21 protein-coding genes and 2 pseudogenes are annotated in these 24,592 nt (G+C 41.3%); 14 read left to right on the top strand and 9 right to left on the bottom strand.

Features of this window, described 5'->3' with window-relative positions:
• Nucleotide 1: 1 nt before the first annotated feature.
• Genes F7Y48_RS13455 through F7Y48_RS13435 form a run of 5 tightly spaced genes read left to right on the top strand, consistent with a single transcriptional unit; the run spans nucleotide 2 to nucleotide 3,989 of the window.
• Nucleotides 2–742 (top strand): SDR family NAD(P)-dependent oxidoreductase, encoded by a 741-nt coding sequence (locus F7Y48_RS13455; RefSeq protein ID WP_124007357.1) that lies wholly within the window; start codon nucleotides 2–4, stop codon nucleotides 740–742.
• Nucleotides 735–1,610, top strand: a complete 876-nt coding sequence (locus F7Y48_RS13450) for a formyltransferase family protein (RefSeq protein WP_258507092.1) — start codon at nucleotides 735–737, stop codon at nucleotides 1,608–1,610. Before F7Y48_RS13455 ends, F7Y48_RS13450 begins: the two co-directional genes overlap by 8 nt.
• 3 nt (nucleotides 1,611–1,613) lie before the next feature.
• Nucleotides 1,614–2,246: a NeuD/PglB/VioB family sugar acetyltransferase gene (locus F7Y48_RS13445; RefSeq protein WP_258507090.1), complete on the top strand. Its 633-nt coding sequence runs from the start codon at nucleotides 1,614–1,616 to the stop codon at nucleotides 2,244–2,246.
• Between the two features lie 46 nt (nucleotides 2,247–2,292).
• A complete protein-coding gene (locus F7Y48_RS13440; protein ID WP_158173584.1) occupies nucleotides 2,293–3,141 on the top strand; it encodes a glycosyltransferase family 2 protein in 849 nt (282 codons plus the stop codon).
• 8 nt (nucleotides 3,142–3,149) lie between these two features.
• Nucleotides 3,150–3,989, top strand: coding sequence for a polysaccharide pyruvyl transferase family protein (locus F7Y48_RS13435; RefSeq protein WP_185090660.1), 840 nt, complete (start codon nucleotides 3,150–3,152; stop codon nucleotides 3,987–3,989).
• Nucleotides 3,990–4,028: 39 nt separating this feature from the next.
• Here F7Y48_RS13435 and F7Y48_RS13430 read toward each other — a convergent pair whose 3' ends face one another.
• From F7Y48_RS13430 to F7Y48_RS13390, 9 genes are all read right to left on the bottom strand, one after another.
• Complete coding sequence (locus F7Y48_RS13430) at nucleotides 4,029–4,751, bottom strand: glycosyltransferase family 25 protein (RefSeq protein ID WP_258507089.1); 723 nt, start codon at nucleotides 4,749–4,751, stop codon at nucleotides 4,029–4,031.
• Entirely contained in the window at nucleotides 4,748–6,019 is a 1,272-nt protein-coding gene (gene waaA / locus F7Y48_RS13425; RefSeq protein ID WP_124007363.1) for a lipid IV(A) 3-deoxy-D-manno-octulosonic acid transferase, read from the bottom strand. Before waaA ends, F7Y48_RS13430 begins: the two co-directional genes overlap by 4 nt.
• Complete coding sequence (waaF, locus tag F7Y48_RS13420; protein ID WP_316684561.1) at nucleotides 6,013–7,071, bottom strand: lipopolysaccharide heptosyltransferase II; 1,059 nt, start codon at nucleotides 7,069–7,071, stop codon at nucleotides 6,013–6,015. The genes waaA and waaF overlap by 7 nt, the downstream gene beginning before the upstream one ends.
• On the bottom strand, nucleotides 7,068–8,057 hold the full coding sequence (gene lpxM, locus F7Y48_RS13415; RefSeq protein WP_258507087.1) for a lauroyl-Kdo(2)-lipid IV(A) myristoyltransferase: 990 nt from the start codon (nucleotides 8,055–8,057) through the stop codon (nucleotides 7,068–7,070). The genes waaF and lpxM overlap by 4 nt, the downstream gene beginning before the upstream one ends.
• A gap of 127 nt (nucleotides 8,058–8,184) precedes the next feature.
• The gene (gene rfaD, locus F7Y48_RS13410) at nucleotides 8,185–9,126 is read right to left on the bottom strand and encodes an ADP-glyceromanno-heptose 6-epimerase (protein ID WP_047732764.1); all 942 of its coding nucleotides are present in this window, start codon (nucleotides 9,124–9,126) and stop codon (nucleotides 8,185–8,187) included.
• 148 nt (nucleotides 9,127–9,274) lie between these two features.
• Nucleotides 9,275–11,473: a YjbH domain-containing protein gene (locus tag F7Y48_RS13405; RefSeq protein WP_316684557.1), complete on the bottom strand. Its 2,199-nt coding sequence runs from the start codon at nucleotides 11,471–11,473 to the stop codon at nucleotides 9,275–9,277.
• Nucleotides 11,474–11,475: 2 nt separating this feature from the next.
• Complete coding sequence (locus F7Y48_RS13400; RefSeq protein WP_225452387.1) at nucleotides 11,476–12,237, bottom strand: capsule biosynthesis GfcC family protein; 762 nt, start codon at nucleotides 12,235–12,237, stop codon at nucleotides 11,476–11,478.
• Nucleotides 12,234–12,908, bottom strand: a complete 675-nt coding sequence (locus F7Y48_RS13395; protein WP_175413475.1) for a YjbF family lipoprotein — start codon at nucleotides 12,906–12,908, stop codon at nucleotides 12,234–12,236. Before F7Y48_RS13395 ends, F7Y48_RS13400 begins: the two co-directional genes overlap by 4 nt.
• 69 nt (nucleotides 12,909–12,977) lie before the next feature.
• A complete protein-coding gene (locus tag F7Y48_RS13390) occupies nucleotides 12,978–13,202 on the bottom strand; it encodes a hypothetical protein (protein WP_213896281.1) in 225 nt (74 codons plus the stop codon).
• Between the two features lie 633 nt (nucleotides 13,203–13,835).
• Here F7Y48_RS13390 and F7Y48_RS13385 point away from each other — a divergent pair.
• From F7Y48_RS13385 to F7Y48_RS13345, 9 genes and pseudogenes are all read left to right on the top strand, one after another.
• On the top strand, nucleotides 13,836–14,351 hold the full coding sequence (locus tag F7Y48_RS13385; RefSeq protein WP_256952864.1) for a porin family protein: 516 nt from the start codon (nucleotides 13,836–13,838) through the stop codon (nucleotides 14,349–14,351).
• Between the two features lie 66 nt (nucleotides 14,352–14,417).
• A complete protein-coding gene (locus F7Y48_RS13380; protein WP_258507085.1) occupies nucleotides 14,418–17,090 on the top strand; it encodes an SLBB domain-containing protein in 2,673 nt (890 codons plus the stop codon).
• Nucleotides 17,091–17,379: 289 nt separating this feature from the next.
• The gene (locus F7Y48_RS13375; protein WP_258507082.1) at nucleotides 17,380–18,375 is read left to right on the top strand and encodes a Wzz/FepE/Etk N-terminal domain-containing protein; all 996 of its coding nucleotides are present in this window, start codon (nucleotides 17,380–17,382) and stop codon (nucleotides 18,373–18,375) included.
• A 30-nt stretch (nucleotides 18,376–18,405) separates the two neighbouring features.
• A pseudogene (locus tag F7Y48_RS13370) lies at nucleotides 18,406–19,059 on the top strand (sugar phosphate nucleotidyltransferase); the annotation flags it as partial.
• A gap of 251 nt (nucleotides 19,060–19,310) precedes the next feature.
• A pseudogene (locus F7Y48_RS13365) lies at nucleotides 19,311–20,518 on the top strand (ISAs1 family transposase).
• Between the two features lie 79 nt (nucleotides 20,519–20,597).
• Nucleotides 20,598–21,392 (top strand): 3-deoxy-8-phosphooctulonate synthase, encoded by a 795-nt coding sequence (kdsA, locus tag F7Y48_RS13360; RefSeq protein WP_009698925.1) that lies wholly within the window; start codon nucleotides 20,598–20,600, stop codon nucleotides 21,390–21,392.
• 18 nt (nucleotides 21,393–21,410) lie between these two features.
• Nucleotides 21,411–22,349 carry an SIS domain-containing protein gene (locus F7Y48_RS13355; RefSeq protein ID WP_009698924.1) on the top strand — a complete coding sequence of 313 codons (939 nt, stop codon included), beginning with the start codon at nucleotides 21,411–21,413 and terminating at the stop codon, nucleotides 22,347–22,349.
• A 1-nt stretch (nucleotide 22,350) separates the two neighbouring features.
• Nucleotides 22,351–23,649: a cytidylyltransferase domain-containing protein gene (locus tag F7Y48_RS13350; protein ID WP_258507078.1), complete on the top strand. Its 1,299-nt coding sequence runs from the start codon at nucleotides 22,351–22,353 to the stop codon at nucleotides 23,647–23,649.
• 28 nt (nucleotides 23,650–23,677) lie between these two features.
• On the top strand, nucleotides 23,678–24,562 hold the full coding sequence (locus tag F7Y48_RS13345; RefSeq protein ID WP_316684547.1) for a hypothetical protein: 885 nt from the start codon (nucleotides 23,678–23,680) through the stop codon (nucleotides 24,560–24,562).
• Nucleotides 24,563–24,592: the final 30 nt, after the last annotated feature.

Below are 24,592 nucleotides of genomic sequence, written 5' to 3'. Positions count from 1 at the left end.
GATGAAAAGAAAAGTTCTTATCACAGGAGCGACTTCAGACATTGGCTTGAGTATTGCTCACAAACATGTTCAAGAGGGAAACTTTGTGATCCTTCTTGGACGTAATAAAGAGAGCCTTAAAATCGCAGAGGAATCTTTAGGAAAAGATTCCTCTGCCGCTTATGTTTGGGATTTGAAGTCTCCTTCATCATTAAAACCGCTGTTGAAAAAGATCGTTACTGAGCAAGGTAAAGTTACAGATCTTATCTGTGCTGCGGGCTACCATAAAATCTTGCCGTTGAAGTTAGTATCGGATGAAGAGCTTCTTTTGACTATGCAAACGAATGTGAATAGTCACTTGCTCCTTTGCCAGCTTTTTTCGAATGCTTTGTATTCAGATAAGTCTCAGGATAGAAGTATTACACTGATTTCTAGCATTGCCCATTTCGTTGGTGAGCCAGGATTAGTTGCTTATTCTGCAGCAAAAGGTGCATTGATTTCTGCAAGTAAATCAATGGCTAGAGAATTAGCTCCGCGTAAAATCAGAGTAAATACCGTTTCGCCTGGGTGGGTTGAGACCAAGCACACAAAAGATGTAGCGGTTGATTTGGGCGAAGCAGCGCTTGAAAAGTTACATAACCTATATCCTTTAGGTTTAGGCAAACCTGAAGATGTTGCAGAGGCCTGTTATTTTTTGAGTAGCAGAGCGTCTCGCTGGGTGACTGGTTTAGATCTTGTGATTGATGGAGGGCGCAGTGTCTAAATTAAAGTTTGAAACCGTAATCGTGATCGGTTTTGGTAAGATAGCTCAAGACGTAGCTTCCAAGCTTCTTCAATATGATGTGACGCTGAAATTGTTACAGACAGAGATGCAACCTTTTTCTACTCTTGAGTCATTTGCGCAAAAACACGACGTCGCATATCAATTTAAGCATACGAAAGAAGAAATCGAGTCTTCGTTACTCAGGTGGCTATCTGGTAATACATTAATCATCAGTGCGAATAATAACTACCTTTTTAAAGGGAAGTTACTGACTTTAAAGAATGTAACTATTATCAATTTTCATAATGCACTTTTACCAAATTTACGAGGAAGAAACGCACCTAGTTGGGCTATTTTTCATCAATTAGAAAAAACAGGTGTCACTTGGCATTATGTTGATGAAGGTGTAGATACTGGTGAGGCTATTGCTTTTTCGGACGTGTTAGTTGATAAGCATGACAAAGCATATCAGGTCGCTCATAAATGTATGCATGCCGGACTGGAAGCCTTTTCAAACGTAATTGATGAATTGTTGCAAACAGGAAGTACTCCTTGCTTGGCTAAACAGCCATTGAGGTATGACTATCTGTACCTGTCCAAAGATATTCCCGGAAATGGCTGGCTAGATATAAAACAATCAACGCTTGAGAACTATCGCATATTGAGAGCATTAGATTATGGACCATTTAAAGTTTTTCCTAAGGCTCTAATTGATAATGATGGTGATAGATACTCTGTACGTGCTTATCAGTTTATTGATGAACCAAGCGATAAATCTGTAAATAGTAGCGAAAGTAGCATCGTGATAAATGATGAGTTTGGCTTGTTAAAAATACACGTTGAAAAAATCGAGATTGAGCAGGGATAAATAATGTCTAATCCAATTATTATATTTGGAGCTAGTGGTCTAGCTGCGGAAGTGTACAGCTGGATACAAGATGTAAATGATATTCGTGAACGTTTCTTGTGCTTTTGTGTGACTGACGAATATTTTGTATCAGGAACAACATTTTATGGTCACGAAGTAAAATCAATCTCCATGCTAGATGAACTTAAACAGTTTGATTTTATTTTGGCATTTGGAGGGGAAGGTTATGCTCGCGCTAATATTGCCGAAATGCTAAAAGATAAAGGCGGTAATGCTATCTCGTTTATTCACCCTAGTGTTGTGTTGAGCCCATTCTCTTTAATAGGTGAAGGTGTAATTATTAACCCAAACTGCAGCATCTCTCCTGGTGCAGTTATTGGTGACTTTTCGCTTATCAACTGTAATTGTGCTATTGGACATGATGTCAAAATTGGTTGCTATACCTCTTTACTAGGAAGCAACACTATCAATGGTTATGTAGAAGTTGGTGAGCGAGTATTAATTGGCTCAGGATCAACTATCCACCCCAAAGTCAAAATAGCAGATGATGCTACAGTTGGTATGGGGTCTGTCGTGTTTACCAAAGTTCGCTCTAATACGACGGTGCTTGGTAATCCAGCTAAAAAAATTTCTTAGTCTATCAATAAATATACTTGGTTGCTTCTATCAGATAAGGATAGCAATGAAAAAAAAAGTTTCGGTACTATGTATTTCTTACAATCATGAGAAATATTTAAAAAATGCATTGGATGGTATACTTAATCAAGTTACAGAGTTCGATTATGAGTTGATTATATATGATGATTGCTCATTAGATAAAAGTCGTGATGTTATTCAATCTATTGTTGATACTTATAAAGGTAAGTGTGAAATAAAATTAGTGTTCCCGAGTGAGAACCAGTATTCAAAAGGATTTACTGTAATTCCTTTTATGCTTCCGTACGTAGAAGGTGAGTATATTGCCATTTGTGAGGGTGATGATTATTGGATTGATAACAATAAGCTTCAGAAACAATATGAGAGCCTTAAACACGATCACTCTGTGGATATTTGTTTCCATCCGTCTTTTACTTTATTGGATGGAAATATTCAAGATAAAGGATATGGCTATCTTGAAGAAGAGGGTAAAAAAATAGATTACAGTCAAGTTGTAATGAAGGGTGGCAGCATGATGCCTATGGCGTCAATTTTTTTCAGAGCTCAGCCGTTACTTGATATTGTTTCGAAAAATGAAGAGTTTTTTAAGAGAAATTTTTACCATTCAATATTACAGGCTGTAATGGTTTTAGGCAAAGGAGCACTATATATTCCGGACAAAATGTCCGTATATCGAAGTATGCATGAAGGCTCTTGGACGTTACAACAAAGTTTAGATAAAGAGAAGCGAGAGAGAGAGTTTAAGGCATCAAATAAAAGGTTATGGGAATTAAATCAGATATTCAACAACAAATACCTGGGATTGTTCCTTAAGTTTTACTATAAGAGAAACGTTAAGTTTTATAAAGATAAACTTAAATCTATCTATAAGTAGGAGATATGGTGAAAAACTATAAAGGTTTTCGCGGTTTTGTTAAGCGTTTATCGTATAAGTATGATAAATCTCAAGAAGTTGATGCAACAAAAGAAGTAGCACTACATTGGTGGAATGGACGAGTTAATTTTGGTGATGTCGTAAATAAGTTTATCGTAGAGAAGTTGTCAGGGAAGAGCGCTATTTGGTCATCCGATAAATCGGATAAAGAACATTATTTAGTCATTGGTTCTGTCTTACAATCCTCGAACGATAATGCGATTGTTTGGGGAAGTGGTATTATTTCGGATAGAAAAACGCCACTTTTCAAACCTAAAAAAGTGCATGCAGTTCGTGGTCCTAAAACCAGAGATATCTTAATCGCTCGAGGAATTGAATGCCCAGAAATTTATGGTGATCCTGCTTTAGTTCTTCCAACATTAATACAGCCCAACGAAGCAGAGTCAGCATACAAGTTAGGTATTATTCCGCACTACAACAATAAGAATGACGCGTTCTTCAAGCAAAATTTTCCTGATGATGTAAAGGTCATTGATATTGAAACTGATGATGTACAGGCATTTATTGATGATATTGCATCTTGTGAGCTAATCGTTTCAAGCTCGTTACACGGAATTATTATTGCTGACGCTTATGGCGTGCCCGCTCACCATATTTCTTTTGATGACACGGTGGAAGGAGGAGAGTTTAAATTCTTCGATTACTACCTTTCAGTGGGGCGAGAGTGTAATTTACCTATCAAAGTATCGTCTTCCACTAGTATCGAAGAGCTCTGTGAGTTGCCAAAGAGCTATGACATAAAGATAGATATTCAACCTCTTTTAGATAGCTGTCCTTTTAAACAATAAGATATGCCCCGAAACTAAAATATCGGGGCATGTTTTTCGTCATTTATCTCGGTGAACTACAAGCCTGTCTTGAATTTGTTCGTAGAGTCTAAAAAGTTCAATGTATATCTTATTGCAGAGGTTTATATCAGATTTATCTTTTCGAGAACTGCCAATTGTTGATGGAATATCGGCTCTTTTGACAATATCTGGTCTTAAAACATACGTGGATACACCATGTTTATACGGTTTTTCCATGTAGTCATCTACAGGTTCTATAAACTGAGTTGCGTTTTTTATGAATTTCGAAGCTGCATGTGGAGTTAGAATATATCCCATAATACCGCATGTGCGTTTGTTGAAGCGTACAATATTAAGTTTGTTATTAACTGAAGATATAACTTTAAATGATTTAGGCTTGGTTGCCGCAAGTTTTAGAAAGTCGTATTGTTCCGCTAATGTGTCGAAATGTGAAAACACGTCAAAAAACTCAGGCAATAAGTCGCAGTTATCTTCTAGAATCAGTATTGGTTCGTTTACCTCCAAGCACTTTTCCCAGGCTAGGTGGTGACTAGAGAAGCAAGCAATTTCGTTCTCAACTAGCCTATAGCCAAATCGTTTTCGAGTAAGGTCATCATTGCTACGTTCAGAGTATAGAAAGTTTGGCGCAGAGGAATCTATCGCTTCTATAAATTCGAATGGTATGTTGGCTTTGTTGAGTGCATTTTCCATACGAACTCTTCTATCAACTGAGCGTTTCAAGTTAATAACAAAAACTTTCATTTTATACTCTCAATACATCTAATTGTCTTAGTTAGCGCACCAACATTATCTTTGACAAAGCTAAGGAGGTTTTCTTGAACTACACTTTTTGCTAACGCATCTTGAAACATAGCTTCAACCTTTAGACTCATCTCGTTAGGTGACTCAATCAGTTTGATAACTTTCTTATGAAGCATCTTCGTAACCAGATCTTGGAAGTTGTAATAGCTTGGTCCCGTGATTACAGGGACTCCCAGTGCTGCGGGCTCTAGCACATTGTGCCCACCAACCTTATCTCCAATTAGGCTTCCACCCATAAAGCAGATGTCCGCTGCGCCCATCAACGTTAGCATCTCACCCATTGTATCGCCGAGATATACTTGAGTATTCGTTTCTACTGCATGCGTTGAAGTACGACGCACAGTGTTAAAGCCTTGCTGTTGGCAAAGCGTGAATACATCATCAAATCGTTCTGGATGGCGAGGAACCAAAACGAGTAAAGCATTTGGATGAGATTTTAAAACTTGTCTATGTGCATCTAATACCTGTTCGTCCTCGCCTTTGTGGGTGCTAGCGGCAATCCAAATCGGACGATCGTCTCCAAACTGGGCTCGAAGCTGCTGTCCTTGCTGTTTCACTTGCTCTGATATTTGAATATCGAACTTAATAGAACCGGTAACGGATAGTTTCTTTTTCTCGACGCCTAAGCGTTCAAAGCGCTCGGCATCTGAAGCTGTTTGGCAGAGTACTTGAGTTAGGCATGGATGAAGTTGGTTAAAAAGCTGCTGTATTTTGGCGTAGTTCTTACACGATTTTTCAGATAGGCGCGCATTCACGACAGTTATAGGGATACCCGCTTTGTGAACATTGTGAAGCGTGTTTGGCCACAGCTCAGTCTCAATGATCAACATCTGTTTTGGTTGCACTGCTTTAAGAAAACCTTTGATAGCGAACCCAAAGTCAATTGGCATATAGCGGTGTTCAACTAAATCACCCAACTTAGCAATCTGTTCAGCTCCGGTACTTGTTGTTGTAGTAACTAGAATAGATTGTTCGGGGTTTTGTTCCTTAAGGGCTTTGATTAAAGGTGTTGCTGCTATGCTTTCACCAACAGATACGGCATGTATCCAAATAGGTTTGTCGTTGCTTTTTAGCTTGGGAGTTATGCCAAAGTGCTCTCTCCAGCGAGAGCCGAACTTAGGCTTATTTGGTTTGCTCTTGTACAAACCAAATAAAAGCAGCGGTGACGCTAGAGCGAGTAGTAAGGTATAAACAATACGAACTAACATGAGCTTATCGTAATGGCGTCAAGTTTTTGGATGCTATCTAGCACTTGCTTAGGCGAAAGTTCTGTCAAGCACTTAAGGTGTTTGTATTGACATTCACGCTGGAAACAAGGGCGACAATCAATATCGGTATGAACAATCTCCACTTTTTCTGCGAGTGGGGGGGTGTACTTCGGTGAAGTTGAGCCATACACGGCAACAACATTACAACCAACCGCAGCAGACACATGCATTAAGCCTGAGTCATTCGCGACAACAGTCTTGCATGCAGCAAGTAGATCGACCGCTTCAATTAAGCTGGTTTGTCCTGCTAGAACATGAATGTTCTCATGGAATTGCGTCGGGACAAGTGCGCGGATATTGTTACAAATCTCTAAGTCTTTTTGAGAACCAAACAACCAGATTTGATGCCCAGATCGAGCCATTTGCGTCGCGACTTCAGCGTAGTGTGTTTCGGGCCATTTTTTGGCAGGACCAAACTCTGCTCCTGGGCACAGTCCAATGATTGGTTGGTCTTGCGTTAAGTTGAACTTTTTGAGCGTGGCTAGTTGCTCAGCCGCGTTGATTGCAAGGCGTGGGCGGGGCAAGATTTCAAGCCCGCCAAGGGAGTTGGAGTCCACCATCTCTGCTTTTGGATAAGCTAATGCTACATAGCGTTCTACCATGTATTGAAAAGACGTCATGTTGGGGCGTAAGTCATTCAATAAACCATAGCGCATTTCTCCCTTCCAGCCAGTACGAAGAGGAATGTTGGCAAACCATGGGATCAGTGCTGATTTCGCTGATTTAGGCAAGATATAGGCGTGGTCATATTGCTTTTCACGTAATGATTTACCAATTTCCCTGCGGCCTAATAAGTTAAATTCACCATGACCGATAGGCATTTCAATCGCTTGGTGGATTTCTGGCATACGCTCAAGAATCGGTTTACACCATCCTGGAGCGATAACGTCAATTTGGCTATCTGGATGACGTTGCTTTAATACGATATATAACGATTGCGACATTACCATATCGCCGACCCACGCTGGGCCAATAATTAAAATCTTTTTCATTTATTTACTTGCCAATCAGTATCATATCTAGGCTTAAAGATATTGTAATAGTTATTGCCGTCTTCTTGAGAGTGCAGCAACTGCAGTACCCACATGTATTGTTCGGGTTTATCACCGACAAAATATTCAATGGCTTCATTACAGGTACGAGCGTCTTGCTCTTCGCCTTTATCCAGCTCAAACGCCGGTAAAATCTCAATATCAAACGTACCGTCTTCTGTGTTCATCGACGCAAATAGAGGCAATACTTTTGAGCGTGATAGTTTTGCAATTTTGCCTAAACCAGGTAGCGTTGCTTTACGTGTGGCAAAAAAATCGACAAACACACTATGCTCTGGGCCGTGATCTTGATCGGGTAGATAATACCCCACATAGCCATCTCGAATGGATTTCAGAAAAGGCTTAATGCCACCTGAGCGTTCATAAACACGACCACCGTATTGAACTCTTTGCTTGTGCATCAGCCAGTCAGCAACATCATTCTTTTGTTTCTTCGCCATTGCAGAAACTGGCATTCCCATTGAAGCGAGCAAGATAGCAGGCACATCAATTGCCCAAGAGTGGGGAACCATTAAAATCACATTTTCGTTGTTATCAATGTGCTGTCGTAAAATGTCTAGGCCGCGAATTTGGCAACGGTTCTGAAGCCACTTTGGTGAGCGTAAACTTAGTAACCCGAAGCGAAAAAAGAACATGGCTGCTGTGTAGAGTGTTTTTTCTATCAAAGCTTCACGTTCTTGGAACGACTTTTCTGGAAAACACAGCTCAAAGTTAACCCTCGCTCGGTGAGCTGGCCCTTTGTGGGATTTCGACAGTTTTTTGGCTATGGTTTTCGCCAACCACTTTTGTAAACCCAGTGGCATTAATGATAAAGGTAAAAATAAGAGAACACCTAACCACGTGCCCCAGTACTTAGGCGACAGAAAGTGGCGCTTAAACTCAGGGTTATATGCTTTAGGGTCGAAGTCATCACGTTTTATGGTCATGGCGTGTCTAGTTACCTATTCGTGTACGGGCGAAGTGGTTTAAATGAGAAAAAAGATAGTTAGGAATGATACAGGCTATTGCACTTGAGTAAAGGTGGCAGGTTATGGTTCTACCACCTTGTGGTGCTTAACGGTTTTGAATAGTCAAGTATTCGGCAACGCCTTCTGCAACTGTCTTGAATTCAACATCACAGCCTGCGGTGCGCAGTTTGGTCAGATCCGCTTGTGTGAATTCTTGGTAAGCGCCTTTTAGGTGCTCAGGGAATGGGATGGTTTCAATTTGGCCTTTGCCATGATGCTTGATAACTGCTTTTGCTACCTCTTCAAAAGATTCAGCACGGCCAGTACCACAGTTAAAAATGCCTGATACGCCGTTTTCTAAGAACCACAGGTTTACTTTACAGACATCACCAACGTAAACGAAGTCGCGTTTGAATGATTCGCTGCCCGCGAACAATTTAGGATTTTCACCTGCGTTAAGTTGGTTGTTTAGGTGGAACGCAACTGATGCCATGCTACCTTTGTGGTCTTCACGTGGGCCATATACGTTGAAGTAGCGGAAGCCGGTGATTTGAGAAAGGGTCTCACCATGTTCTTCAGCGTCTTGCCATAGGCGACGAACGTAGTTATCAAACTGCTGTTTCGAGTAACCGTATACATTCAGTGCGCCTTCGTATTCGCGTTCTTCAACGAAAGTATCTGTATCGCCGTAAGTGGCTGCTGAAGAAGCGTATAGGAATGGAATCTCGCGATCTAAACAGTAATGAAGCAGCTCTTTAGAGTACTCGTAGTTGTTTAGCATCATGTACTTACCATCCCACTCAGTCGTTGCAGAGCAAGCACCTTCGTGGAAAATTGCCTCAATCGGACCAAAATCATCGCCCGCCATAATTTGGGTCAGAAAGTCGTCACGATCCATGTAATCTGTGATGTCCAGATCAACTAAGTTCTTAAACTTTTTGCCATTTTTTAGGTTGTCGACAACCAGGATATCGTTAATACCAGCTTCGTTTAGTGCTTTAACAATGTTGCTGCCGATCATGCCAGCACCACCAGTTACGATGATCATAGAACTTCCACCATAGATTAAAATTTTCTCAGGAATTCTAGCAAGAAACGAAAAGTAGCGCTATTGGAAGCAGGAAGATAGGTTTGAGTCTTCTATTGCTCAGTATCTAGATATGAAAAAGGGAGCCTCAGCTCCCTTGATTACTTTATTATTCCACATCCGAACGGTTAGGTCTTTGGTACCAAGGATTTCGTTCGTCGGTTAACTCAATTAAGCTGTATTTGCGGCCGAGCTTCTGCCCTCCGTCACGAGTAAGAGGCTGCCAACTAAAGTTCGCACGATTGTTACTTGGCTTAACGGTCATGATGTCAAACGGAATCGACAAGTAGAAACCTTTAGTAAAACTACCTTCACCAAATTCATCCGCAGACAAGTCTGTAAATGAGGCAAAGGCGCCAGCAATTACGCCACTCTTGAACTGCTTAGAAACATTGATTTGTGTACCAACATCGCCAGCTAGGAACTGACCAACATCGACTTGGATCATCAAATCTTGCAGGAATTCCCATTGAGGGTAGTAGTAACCAGATACAAAACCAGTGAATCCTTTATCAATAACTTGGAACGGACGTCCATATTCTGGCACGTTTTGCCATTTCTCATCGTAAACACCGAAGTAACTTTGTGGATCACGTTGAGAAATTAAGTTGACGTCAGCGCCAATCGCCCAGTTAGCTCCTTGTGGTCGGTAAAGAAACTCGGTACCGACTCCGGCAAACATGCTCTCCAGATAGCCCGTGTAGAATTGCTGGTCCATGGTATCTGAATACTCTTGGAACCAAGTTAACTGTAGGTTGGACATGGTTACCGCGTGTTCATTTTGATAAGCACGGAACATGGTACGTACACGAGGAATCGAAGTGCCGTCTGGTGGGGTGACGTAGTTAAACTTGTCGTAGTTGTTGTACCAATCCCAGTATAGCGAGCCACCAATTTCTAGGTTATCTGTCAGCCAGTAAGACGCGCTACCACTTAAACCGACACTGAACAGATAGAACTCTTCTGGGTTGCCTAAGGTCTGAGCCAGTTTTGGTGAAAAGCCCCAATCAAAGCGCTCAAAACCATCGTAAGCAGGTTTACCTTGCGGTTTATCGCTCGAGGTCGATGTTGCATCTTCGATATTTGGATTGATGTAGTTAACTTCTGCAAAGTCATGGTATTTCTCTTTGGAGATAACCGTTTGATCGCCGATCAGACCACGACTGCGTTCATTGATAGTAAAGGTATCAATGTTGTCTGGCATTTCGTTATAAAGGACTGCCGCCGCTTTTTCATGAGCTTCATTGCGATCACGATACTTTTTCTGCTCGCCGACAACCGAAATGGTATTGTCTTTAACATAGAGTTGGGTATTTTGGTAGCCAGCAATTTTATCCAGCTCCTCGGTAACACGTTCCCAATCTACATCAGACAGTTGCTCTGGTTGCTTGTCTTCAACTTCTGGTGTTGGTGTATCACGCCAGAAAGATGGCATATCATTGAAGTTAGTGTAAAGACTCACGCCAGCAACTAACGTATCTCCGCGCTCGTAGCTCAAGCGCAAATCTGCCATATGTCCTAAACGATATAGAACACCAAAGTTCCAAGGCGTATGAGGTGTCATGTCTACACCACCACGTACCACAGGGAAATCTTCGCTGTAATCGTTGCTGTCGTATTCAAGCTTAAATCGCAGTGGCGCGTGCAAAGTTTGGTACTCGACACCACCAAAGAGTGCAGCAGAACCTTTGAACCAACGTTCAAAATCCACACTACCACCATTACCTTTGTAATCAGAAGGGCGCTCACAGAAACTATCGGACAGCTTACAAGCTGGGTTGCTGATGTTGTCGCGCGTACCTAAGTAGCCCCAGCCCATACCTAAAGTGAAATCAAAGGTACCAAGGTTTGGGTTAGAATAACGTTTTGTTGCAGCAACAAACTCACCATCAAAAAGACCGGTACCTGCAAAATCACGCACACCAACAGAAAGCTCTGGCAAGTACTCTGACTCTTGCAAAAGTCGAACTTTAAAATCGATGCCTTTGTCAGTGTATTTGGTATCACCTGAGAAGCTTGGATCGCTACTATAGAAAAGATCATTCACCATGGTGTAGCGAATCGTCGTTTCTAACCAGGGCATGACTTGCAGTGTGACGTTATAGAAAAGGTACTCATCGCTGCCAGTAACAGCAAAGTTAAACTCGCCTTCAGGCGCCATACGACCTGTTGGCATCTGCATTAAGCCGACACCACCAAAGTCCATTTGTGATGGTTGCAATGGCGGCACTTCAAAAGGTATGTCTTGAGCCCACACCAACGCTGGACCCATTAAAGAAAGGGATAAACTGGTTCTGATCAGGTTCATGTCTAGTTCTTCGATGAGGTTGGTTTACGTTGTGCAAGCAGAGCGACAATGTCTTTATCCATTTGTGATTTTTCGAACTCATCAAATGGGATATACACAATGGTAAGTGGCGGCAAGTAATATTGAGTGGTTAACCAACTGCCATGGTGAGGATGAATAACCTTGCCATCCGGGTAAATTAGAATTGGCGGATAGGCCAGCTCATCAATATCACTTGAACGTAGATTATCGATCTGTTCATGCAGAGCGATACCCGCTTGGTTTTCTACCGCGTAGACTTTTTCTAAGTTACCCACATACAACACTTTCTCTTTGCGTTTTGGTGCACTTAACGCCAGTTGACCTTGTAAAAGAGGGTTATCAAATTTATCCAGACGGATGCGATCAACATCAATGGCCGACAGCACGCGAGGTGCAAACTGGCTTCGTTGGATAAACTTGTAAAATGGGTGCGCAACTAAATTATGTTGAATCATTTGGTTTAACACCGAATTCTTTAAGGCAGTACTTCTTTGCACTGCTGATTCGGAATTATCAAATAGAGTCACAGCTAAAGGGTATTGCAGGGCGATTTGTTGTTTTTGCGCATGCTTAAGTATGCTCTCTAAACGTGCTGCTTGTTGGAATTGCAATGCTTTGCCCGTTCCTACAAGTTCTATATTGAGCAGTGGTGAAGTGTGATTTTGAGCTTGAACGATAGTAGGTGTCGCCAGAATCGTTGCCGTTAAACTTAGGCTTAATAAAGATAGCAGTCGCTTATTCATGATTTGCTGTACCCTTTCAGAATCGTCAATTCAACAGGCACCATGTTTGGACCTAAGTGTTGACGTGTTTTCACTACTTCTCCTTTACCGTTTACCCAGTATTGGTTCTCTACAGTTTTTTCTAAGCTGGTAAACGTTACAACCTCGGTATAAACATCAGTAGAGGTAGATGAAATAGGGGTGATGACGGTTTCTTTACCTTGACGAGAACGTTGGACTTTAGCCGGGAACCCATAACGGTATTTGTCAGCCCAATCGTAAGAAAGAGAATATTGTGCAGAGGGCGCTGAGTAGGCAGGAACGTTGCCATAAATGCCTGCTAGATTGGTGGTTTGCAAGCCAATAGTTTTAACGATATGACCGTTTTCTGTTACCACCATTGCCTTGTCCGCACTTACCCACTTTAATTGGGTATTGCCAGTTAATGGGTTTTGCTCAGCAAAGGCCAACACTACGAAGACCTGTTTTTGGTCACCAATTTTTAAGTAAGCACTAGCATAAGGAACCGCTTCAACTTCTTCTGGCGTTAGCTCGACATCGATGTAGTTGCCATAAGCTTCTTGGACTGTCGCGGATACGTCATTAAATTTTTGTGTACAGCCAAAGATTGAACTCATTAAAGGTAGGGCAATAAATAAGCGCATCCATTTTAGCGATAGAAAGGTGTTCATCATTCCCTCATAACAAATAAAATCGCCCTGAGTACTCAGGGCGATGATTTTACTTAGAACTCAACTAGGTTATTGTGGGTTAGAACCTGAGCCTGAAGTAGAAGTAGAAGTAGAAGTAGAATCGCTGTCTGACGCTGCAACTGCTACTACAGTTACTGCTGCTGCTGCACCTACTGCTACTGCAGTTGTGCCAGTTGCAGATGCTGCTGCAGTACCAGTAGTACCTGCTTCAGTCGCTGCAAATGCAGTTGATGCGCTTAGAGCCATAAGAATAGCTAGAGCTGTGTTCTTCATTATTAATCCTTGTATTTCAGATTTTAAAACATCGATGTTTGGTCTGTTTATCACATACCACTTCTCATTCTAGTTAAAAAACAATCAGCATGTAAATAGTTTCCTATGCGAATTTACCTAACGTTAAAGAAAGATCGTAGGAGTATTGAGGGTTGCTTATGTGTAGTTATCGTATTTAATAAAAATGCGTATCCTACTACTTAAGTTCAAGTCACCTAAGAGTTCACGCAAACGTTCACGATTTTTATTCAACGCGACTCTTTGTATGTCTTGTTTTAAGTCGCTGACAGCCGATGAGTTTCTCATCTGTGAGAATTTGCTAACCATAAACAGAACTCTTCGAAGTCCCCCCCTCTTGCCGTTTTGCGCTAATACATGCATAATTTGCCAGCTTTTGTGTTGCGTTTATAAAAGATTGTATTTTTGAACGGTTAGTCGCAAAAGTGAGGCTTAAAAAGAATATTTATATCAATAAACCGAATAGATCGGGAATCAGCGAACAGTGGCTAACGCGTAATGCCGCCGGGCGGTAGCGTGTAAACGCACAAGCGAAATTGACAAAAGTTAACAGACATTCACTGCGCGCGTCGTTCATAATGTGCAGCGGTCAGTCGACACCCAAGGAACACTTACGTGATTAATAAACGACCATGGCTAGGGGCGTTGAGTGCAATCAGCTTAGGCTTGTGCTCATTTTCTGCCTCAGCAGATTTTTATGCTGGTGCGTTAGTCAGTTACTCTAACGCTGAATTTCATCATTCCTCTTCTTCGGTAACCGAGGGAAACCCTTTCCTTCTCCAAGCGCAAGCTGGTTACTTCTTCAATGATTACCTCGCTTTTGAAGCGCGTTACGGAACCTCTGTACAACGAGACAGCGGAGTGGCAGTAGACAGCCTCGCGAGTGGCTTTATCAAATTGAACATGCCCGTTTCCGAACGTATCGCACTTTACGGACTTGCTGGTTATTCGAGTGTTCAGATCGACCAACAAAATGTAGGCTCAAATAAAGATCAAGGTTTTAGCTTTGGTTTAGGGATGCATTACGCTTTAGATAAGCAGAATGCGGTTGTCTTTGAGTTTGTTGACAGTACATCTGAAGATCAGGTTCGCTTGAACGCACTTACTCTTGGCTTTCAACACCGATTTTAATTAAAGACCTAGCGCCTAGTTTTGTGGCTAGGATTTTTAACTCCTGACTTTAAATAGCGAATTATCATGCTCAAAGGATATTTCTCGATAGGTGCTTGCATTCTGGCAAGCCTATTTGCGCCGCTTACTAATGCGCAGACTCCAACCCCAGAACAAATTCAGATGTTTCAAAACTTACCTGCTGACCAGCAACAAGCACTGGCGAGTAAGTATGGTATCTCTATTCCATCCGGCGCTTCTTCTCAGCCAAGTAGTTACCAAAATCCTCAAGTGGTTGAACAACGTCCGGTTACTAGTAGCGCGACTGAAGCAAAAGTAAACGACGCCGAAAAAAACGAGCAAGGTCTAAAGCGTTTTGGTTTAGATTTGTTTGCAGGTTCACCTACGACGTTTGCACCAATCAGTGATGTGCCTGTTCCGGCTGACTACACGGTAGGAGCTGGTGATGAAATCGTTATCCAACTGTTTGGTAAAGAGAACACGACGCATCGCCTTCGTGTTAATCGCGCTGGTATCATTAATTTCCCTTCTCTTGGTCCTGTTCAAGTGGCCGGCATGACATTCTCTGATGTGCGTGATTCTTTAAATCAGCGTGTAAAAGAGCAAATGATCGGGGTTCGTAGTGATATTTCGTTGGGCGAAATGCGCACCATGCAAGTTTTTGTGATGGGTGACGCGTACAAGCCTGGCGCTTACACGGTGAGCGCCCTAACCACGATCTCTCAAGCGATTTACTACAGTGGTGGCTTTAGTGAAAGTGGTGCTCTTCGTAACGTACAACTTAAGCGCAATGGTCAGGTAATTCGTAAACTGGATATGTACGACCTGCTACTAAAAGGTGATGCGCGTAACGACATCCGCTTGTTACCAGGAGACGTAGTCTTCATCGGCGCGTTGGGTAACACGATTTCGATTGATGGTGAAGTAAACCGCCCTGCAATCTATGAAATCAAGCCAGGTGAAACCTATAAGCAAGCGATTCAAATGGCAGGTGGCTTTACGGCTAACGCATATAGCGATCAAATCGAAGTGAAGCGTTATGCCGCAAAAGGTGCTCGAGATGCATTAACACTGAACTTTAGCCAGTCACATGACCAACAAACTAAAGTCAAAGATGGTGATGCGGTTGATGTGCTTAAGAAAAGTGAAGAGCTGACCCGTTACGTACAAATTGAAGGTGATGTCCGCCATCCGGGTTATATTGAATGGAAGAGCGGTCTGCAAATCGCAGATTTATTCCAATCTGTCGATACGTCTTTCAATTCTACAGCCGATGTTAACTACGCTGTTGTTGTACGTGAGATTAACCCTCAACGCGATATTGAGGTTTACCAAGTTAACCTTGCTAATGCGATTCTTTCTCCAACTAGTAAAGATAACTTGAAGCTAAACTCTCGCGATCGAGTCTTGGTATTTAACCGTTTCAATAACGAAGATTTGGATACATTAGCGGATCAAGAAACCGTTACCAAAGCGAAAACCTTAGAGCAGGCTCAACTTCAAGCACAACAAGAGCAATTGAAAGAGCAAGAAGTCATGAGCTCATCAGTGGCGGTGTCTTCTGGCACTCCACTAGAAAAAGATTCAAAACAACCAAAGATCGTGTTCCGTGGCAAAGAAATCACTAAAGATGATTTTGAAGCATTAAAACAAAATACGCGTCGTACGTTGCTTGCTCCTGTGTTGCTTCAGCTTCAACAGCAATCTCGTCTAGGTTTGGCTCCGCAAATTGCCGAAGTCTTCGGTGAGGTAAAACACCCTGGTCGTTACCCAATTACCCCACGTATGACGATTTCTACCTTAATTGAAGCTGCGGGTGGTTTAACTTATAACGCATTCACCATCAACGCCGAGTTAGCACGTACGGTAATTAACAGTAAAGATGAGCGTGCTGTAATTGACGTAGAGCGTATTGATTTGCGCCAAGCCATCAAGGGTAGTATTGCCGACGATATCGTTATTGTTGGTCGCGATCGCCTAAACATTCTTGAAAAGCCAAACGTCAAATTGCAAAGCACAGTAACACTGCAAGGTGAGGTTCGCTTCCCTGGTACTTACACAGTTCGCCAAGGTGAAACCTTAGGTGAACTATTAGAACGTGCTGGCGGCTTAACTGAATTTGCACACCCACAAGGGGCTATCTTTACTCGTGAGGCTTTACGCCTTCAAGAGCAAAAGCTGTTGAACCAATATGCTGCAGATATGCGAGCAGAAACTGCCAAGAAAACCTTCCGTGCAGACAGTAATATGGGTTCAGTAATCTCAGACCCAGACAAAACACTGAAATTTGTTGAAGAAGCAAGCCGTAGCAAAGCTCTTGGTCGTATGGTCGTACAGCTTAATCGTATCCTTAAAGACGAGCGTTCTGCGGACTTTATGTTAGAAGATGGTGACTTCCTATTTGTACCGACCTTCCGCAACACGGTTTCGATCATGGGTGAAGTTCAAGTTCCAATTACATATCTACTGGATAACAAGCTAGATGTTGATGATTACTTGAACAAAGCCGGCGGTGCGAAAAAACAAGCAGATGAAGACCGTATCTTCGTTGTGCGCGCAGATGGCTCTGTTTACAAACCAACGTCAGGATACTGGTTTGGTAATAACCATGAAGAGCTAAAAGCTGGTGATACTATTGTTGTACCAATCGACACCGATTACCGCGATGCACTAAGTACTTGGACTGCTGCAACGCAGATCCTTTACCAAACGGGTGTAGCGATCAACGCGCTGAAATAACGAAACCAATCAGCTTAAACAAGGTTAGAAATTCAATCATAGTATGAGCTTATGTAGCGATGGAAGTTACATAAGCTCAATTTTATGAACATTATTAATCAAAACGGCTAATACTACTCTGAACACCAATAGTGGCATTATTCAGCCGTAGCCCGTCATTCCAGCGAGCCGAAGCGAGAATAGGAACCTTGTCACAGCGTTGTGTTTTGAAAGTCGGAGAATAATCTCTCAAATTTCACCAATCTCTGAGTCCAGTATAACGAACCTCAGAGCTTAGGATTAAATACCAATGGAACCACAAAAAGAACACCCACAACATTACCTACCGTATCCACCACACAGCCAACAACCTGCGGATGATGAAATCGACTTGCGTAAACTGTTTGGCGCATTGTGGAAAGGTAAGTGGATCATCATTGCGACCACATTTGTTTTTGCCGTTGGCGCAGTACTTTACGCACTAAGCTTACCAAATATCTACAAATCGGATGCGTTGCTTGCTCCTGCAGAAAGCTCAAATGGCGGTGGTCTTTCAAAAATGGCGGGGCAACTTGGCGGACTAGCAGCACTAGCGGGTGTGAACTTGGGCGCAGGTGAATCTTCTCAAACCGATTTAGCCGTTCAGGTAATGAAGTCTCGCCAGTTTGTTGAAGCATTCGTTAACAAACATGAATTACTTGTACCTCTCATGGCAGCTAAGGATTGGGATTTAGCAAATAACAAACTCATCTTAGATGAAGAAATTTATAACCCAAATACGGGAGAATGGCTACGTGAGCCTAATGGTCTACGAGGCGCAACACCAACAGCGCAAGAAGCCTTTGAAGTCTTCAGTAAAGAGGTCTTGAGCGTTAGCCAAGACAAAGAAAGCGGCTTATACACGGTATCAGTCAAAAACTACTCTCCTTACATTGCTCAGCAATGGGTGAACTGGTTGATTGAAGACATCAACAAAGTGATGCGTGAACGCACAATAGCAGAAACGTCGCAAAACCTAGCTTACCTAAACACTCAGCTACAAAAAACCGCCGTGGCTGACATGCAAAGCACGTTCTATAAGCTGATTGAAGAGCAAACCAAAAGCTTAATGCTTGCAGAAGTACAAGAAGAGTTTATCTTCAAAGTCGTTGATCCAGCAGTGGTTCCAGAACTGAAAGATGGTCCGAAGGGTGCGCTGATCTGTATGCTAGGCACATTGTTTGGTGGAATGCTAGGTGTAGCGATTGTGTTAGTACGTTTTGCGTTTCGAAAGGAAGATATTGAGGGCCTAGAACCTAGAACCTAGGCTTTTTGGTTACCTATTTGGGGTCGGTTTGGCAAGCACTCAATCATGGACCACTTCGATAATAACTACGAAATTGAGCATCAAATTAGTGGAACTGACAAAGAAGAGCTGCTAGTAGACATCCGTGAGGTCATTGACTCAGCCAACTTCACTTATATTCGTCAACGCGAAATGAAAGGTCTAGACCATGCCATTTTGACTGGTCGGTAGTTGGTTGGTGATGAACCATTCGCAGTGGTTCTGGCTGATGAGCTTTGCGTGAATTAAGACGAAGGCGTTCTTGCTCAAATGGTTACGCTATTTAGCCAATTCCGTTGCTCTATCGTTGCCGTTCAAGAAGTACCTGCAGAAGAGACGTACAAATAAGGTGTGATTTCTGGTGAAATGATCAAAGACGATATCTACCGTGTTGACGACATGTTTGAAAAAACTGAGCCAGGCACAGCACCAAGCAATCTAGCTATCATTGGTCGCAGCATCTTAACCTCAGATATTTTTGAGCTGATCAAAAATACTGAGCCGGGTAAAGGTGGAGAAATTCAAATTACAGATGTGCTACTTAAACAAGCAAAAGCCGGCTGTGTACTAGCATATAAATTTAAAGGTCAACGTTTTGATTGTTGTGGTAGCGTGGAAGGATATATCGAAGCGACAAATTACTGTTACAATCATTTTTTCAAATAAATATAAATCTTCAGGCTGACTACAGGAATTTTTGGAGCAAGATATGTCAGTTCGTTTCTGCATCAGTTCGAAGAAACTCAATGCGAAAGAGCAGGGCAAGATCATGAATAGTCCTTATTTCACTAAGGCTCCAGCGTGATGGGACTTTAATCCAAAGTATCGTTTAGTGCTCAAATTTGCAACAAAGATAATGATCAATTTGACGATCTGTTTTAGGCGTAATCATAAACTTTCTTTCGGGAGTATTTGATATGAACAGAACGAGTCTTTTGGAACACATTTCTGTTGTTCGTGACCCACGCCAATCTTGGAAAATAGAGTATAAGATAACGGGCATTGTTTTCCTTATGGTAGCGGCCGTTATTGCCGAAACTGAAAGTTTAGGAGATATTGAGGGTTTCGGGCAAGACAATCTCAATTGGCTTCAAGAGTATGGTGACTTCACTGACGGTGTACCGGTTCATGACACTATCGCTCGAGCCATTAATCTTATTTCAGCAAAGCAGTTACAGCGCTGTTTTGCGAAATGGATGCAAAACTGTCATGAGGTCACCAAAGGAGAGGTTATTACGATTGATGGTAAGACTCTCCGAGGGACATGACATATGACAAAGATAAGCGCAGTGGAGTAATTCATATGGTCAGTGCATTTAGCGCAGTAAATCAAACTGCTTTAGGGCAAGTCAAAACAGGAGATAAGACCAATGAGATTAAATCGATTCCAGAGCTATTAGAGTTACTCTCAATCAGAGGATGCCTTGTCACCATTGATGCCATGGGCTGCCAAAAAACATCGCTAATAAAATCAGGGACAAAGGTTCTGACTACCTCTTAAGGGTAAAGGGGAATCAAAAATCGCTGGAAAATGCGCTAAACCAAGTGTTCCATTCAGGCATGATATAGCAGTTTGATGGTGAAAAATATGTCACCCAAGAGAAAGGCCATGGACGCTTAGAAACTCTATTGAGTTTAGTAGAGCACGATATGTCTTTGCTTGGAGGTATTGCACTTAAATGACCGGGATTGAAAACTGTCGGTGTCGTGGTGTCGTGGTGTCGTGGTGTCGTGGTGTCGTGGTGTCGTGGTGTCGATAAGACAAGAACGCGCTAGGCCAGCAGAGACGATGCAGATAAAGAGTTATATTAGCTCAGCGGAATTGTCTGCTAAAAACTTATTGGAAAGAACTCGGGCTCATTGGAGTCTCGAGAACCAAATGCACTGGCGTTTGGATGTCGGCTTTAATGAAGTTAGTTGTAGGATACGTCGAGAACAGGCAAGAGAGAATTTTGCAGTTGTTAGGCACATTGCTCTCAATCTGTTAACGGCAGAAACTAGCTTTAAAGCAGGTATTAAGCGGAAGCAAAAGAAAGCAAATAGAAATAACGCTTATCTATCGCAAGTCCTTGCAGGACAAGGGGGGCGTAATCTTGCCCTGCAAATAACGGTCAGGGATAGTTAGAATTCCATAGAAGTAAATATACATAATTCAAGAGCTACGAGAGTTATGTTTTTGATTTAATTTAATAAGAGATATTGTAATGTTTTTAATAGCTGGACCATGTGTTATAGAGTCAGAGGGACTTGTACTAGATACTTTTGGTAGATTGAAAGAAATAACTGAAAAGTTGGGGATAGAGTATATTGCAAAGTCCTCTTTTACAAAGGCAAACCGATCTTCCATCAACGCATTTACAGGACCAGGTATAGAACAGGGATTGAAAATTCTTGAAAAGGCAAAAACAGAGCTTGGTGTAAAAGTGCTAACAGACGTGCATGAAGATACACCTTTAAGTGAGGTTGCATCAGTAGTAGATGTTCTACAGACACCAGCTTTTCTCGTGCGCCAGACAGGGTTTATACAGCGAGTTGCTTCCATGGGGAAACCGGTCAATATTAAAAAAGGACAATGGATGCACCCTAGTGATATGGCACCAGTTGTAGAGAAATGCAAAGCCGTTGGTAATGAAGATGTATGGCTTTGCGACCGAGGGACAAGTTTTGGGTTTGGTCAGCTAATAAACTATATGCCAGGCTTGACGATAATGAAAGAGACAGGCTGTAAAGTGGTAATCGATGCCACTCATAGTGTGCAAATGCCTGGTACACTTGACGGTTCAACCGGTGGAAATCGTTATCATGTCCCGGCAATAGCAAGAGCTGCGGTAGCAGTAGGTGTGGATGGAGTGTTTATGGAAACACACCCAGATCCTGACAACGCTTTGTGTGATGGGCCAAATATGCTTCCTTTAAAACATATGGAATCACTTTTAGAAACTTTGTTAGAAATAGATCATGCCGTAAGAAGTAAACCTCAAATTGAGACTAAATTTTAGTAAAGTTGGTAATGAATAATGAGTTATTTAGATGTCGCCAAAGCAGTAATCAAAAATGAAATTGAGGGCATTATAGAGGTTGAACATAAACTAGGCCCCAGCTTTGAAGAGTTAGTTCGCACAATTAGCTCCTCGCAAGGGCGTGTAGTTATGTGTGGTATGGGGAAGTCTGGGCATATCGCAAAAAAAATATTTGCTACTTTAGTTAGTACTGGCACTCCTTCTATGTACATGCATCCTGCCGAAGCCTTTCATGGGGATTTAGGAATGATTCAGAGTGAGGATATATTTTTTGCTATATCTAATTCTGGGGAAACTTCCGAAGTAACACAATTACTTCCTTTCATAAAAGCTAATGGGAACTTACTTGTTGCTATGACTGGCAATAAGAACTCCACTCTTGGACAGTACTCTGATTTTCATTTAGATATAGGTGTTAATAAAGAGGCATGCCCATTAAATTTAGCCCCGACTTCTTCTACTACAGCCTCTTTGGTTCTTGGTGACGCACTAGCTATCGCGCTTATGCAAGCTAATGGATTCAAAGAAGAAAACTTTGCTAGATATCACCCAGGGGGAAGTCTTGGCAGGCGCTTGTTAATGACAGTCAGTGATTGTCTTCAACGTGCAGTGTTTGTGCCTCAGGACGCCCAACTGATCGATATTTTAGGATCAATAAGTAATTGTACGACTGGTAGTGTTCTCGTAGGAGATCCTGATAGCTTGTTAGGTATTATCACTGATGGAGATATACGTAAGTACCTAAATAAATGCAATAGCCTTGAAAATCTTAAAGTTATAGCAACGGATATTATGACAAAAGAACCTAAATTAGTTTCTTCAATTACCAAGTGTATAGATGCAGATGCTAAGATGGCATCAGAAGCAGTGAACTCTCTTGTTGTTGTTGAATCGAATAGAGTTATTGGTATCTATGATAAGTTAAATAGGAAATAGAATGAAAATTGTGGCTTTTCTTCCAGCAAAAGGTTCAAGCTCAAGAATTAATAGCAAAAACATGAAGCTTTTAGATGGTAAACCCCTTTTTCTCCATACATTGGAGAAGTTAGTTGATTCAGGCTTATTTGATGAGGTGTATTTGGATACCGAGTCAAAGGAAGTTGCAGAGGCTGCATCTGAAGTTTCTTGTCAGATTATGATGCGTGATAAAAAGCTCGCATCTAATAAGACCGATGGGAATCAGATGTTTATGAATGAAGTAAATCATGTCGAAGCTGATATATATGTACAAGTATTGTGTACTAGTCCCTTTATTGAAGTTGAAACAATAAAAAAGGGTATTGATACGATTCGAAATGATGATAACTATGATAGTGCTGTATTAATTAGAAAGGAAAAGCAATATGTGTGGAGTGAGCAAGGTCCCCTCTACAATGTAGAAGCGATTCCAAATAGCAATGAGCTAAATGATACAATATTGGAAACTATGGGTTTGTATATTGTTAAGAAAAAGGCTGCAAAAAAAACAAATAGAAGAATAGGAGACTTTCCCTATCTACTTGAAGCATCGCCATTAGAAGCTATCGATGTTAATTGGCCTGACGATTTTGCTCTTGCAGAATTGATTGCTGCGGGACAGAGAGAAAAAAGCAGGAAACTTCTTGGGAATATAAAAAACCACTTAACCAGCTGTATTCTTTCAGACCTATTAGATGATTTAGGTTATCCTAACCAAGTAGTGAAAGGTTTATCACCAAATATTTCAGGCACTAAATTATTAGGTAGAGCAAAAACATTAAAACTGCGAGCGCTAAAAGAAGGAGAGTGTTTTAAAGGAATATATAATGCTCTTCATAGTTACGACACGATCGTACCAGATGACTTGATATTAATTGAAAATGAAACTCCAGAATATGCATATTTTGGTGAATTGAATGCTAATTTAGCTATCCGCTCAGGAGCTGCAGGCGTGATAGTTAATGGTATGACTAGAGATAATGAGGAAGTATTATCTACTGGTTTACCTGTTTTTTCTTCAGGTTACACCTGTCAGGACGTAAGAAAAAGAGCTACGACAGACTATTTCAACAAGTCAATAATGCTGAACGGTATTAAAGTTGAGCCGGAAAATCTTGTTTTTGCAGATTCTGAAGGTGTGATTATTATACCTAAAGCTATCGAAAATACCGTAATTGAAGAAGTATATAAACGAGCAGCTAATGAAAAGAAAATTCTTTCTGAGATTGCTGAAGGTGTGGATGTAGATACTTTGACTTCCAAGTACGGATTCTTTTAATATTTAAGTTACAATGCAGGTTAGATACGTGACCTGCATTTTCGGGTTTCTGATGAACTTTTGTTTTGTAATATTTAATTATAATCTGCCTGATGAGGTAGATAACATATATGCCAAATTATTGTCCGATGGTGTTTGCCGTGATGATATTATTGTTGTAGACAATGGGTCGGACAAATGTTTGATACCCGAATCCGCTAATTTCATTTTACCGAAAAACTTAAGATTTACGGGACAGGCATATTTAACTTCAAATCTCTTGTTAGATTTCTACGAATATGATTACTATGTATATATTACTACTAGTGCAAGGTTATTAAGCCACATAGATTACTTTAAAGAAGTAGTCAAAGTAATCGAAAACATGGGAAAAAGTAATGCAGGATTCACAGTAGCTTCATTAACTGGAGGTAGGACCAAAGATAGTGCTCCAGACCAAGATGTTGATATCTTGACGGAGGATTATCATCAGATTTTTGACTTTCAGCCGATAGTAACAGTGGTTTCACGAAGATTAATATCGTTATGTAAGGCAAGTGAGTCTGCTTACTTTAATCTGGATTTAAAAAGAGGTTGGGGTATTGATAGGGAATTACAATATATTTCAAACTTGAATAACTTGCCATGTTATGTTTCAAAGAGTTTGGTAGTAGAGTGGCGAACAAATCTTGCGCACCGAAAAGGTGTCGCTGACGAAAGTGTCTCAAATTATCGCACTGAAGCTGAGTTAGAGATGTTGTCAGTTTTCTCAGACAAGTATGGAATGGATTGGCAAAATAAATTTCTAATTGAATTTAACAGAGTATCTGGTCATATAGGTGTTAAACCGACAGGAAAAAATAAGTTATTATTTATATTGCACAAGCTAGGGCTGCTTAAAACGTTCAAAAGAATGATCAATAAAAAATGGTAAATCCCTTTAGAAATACGTCTATAGTTTCAT

Origin of the sequence: Vibrio sp. 2-1-2a (genome assembly GCF_032648565.1) — a bacterium.
Classification (GTDB): Bacteria; Pseudomonadota; Gammaproteobacteria; order Enterobacterales; family Vibrionaceae; genus Vibrio; species Vibrio diabolicus.
This window is presented reverse-complemented; position numbering and strand designations above follow the sequence as displayed.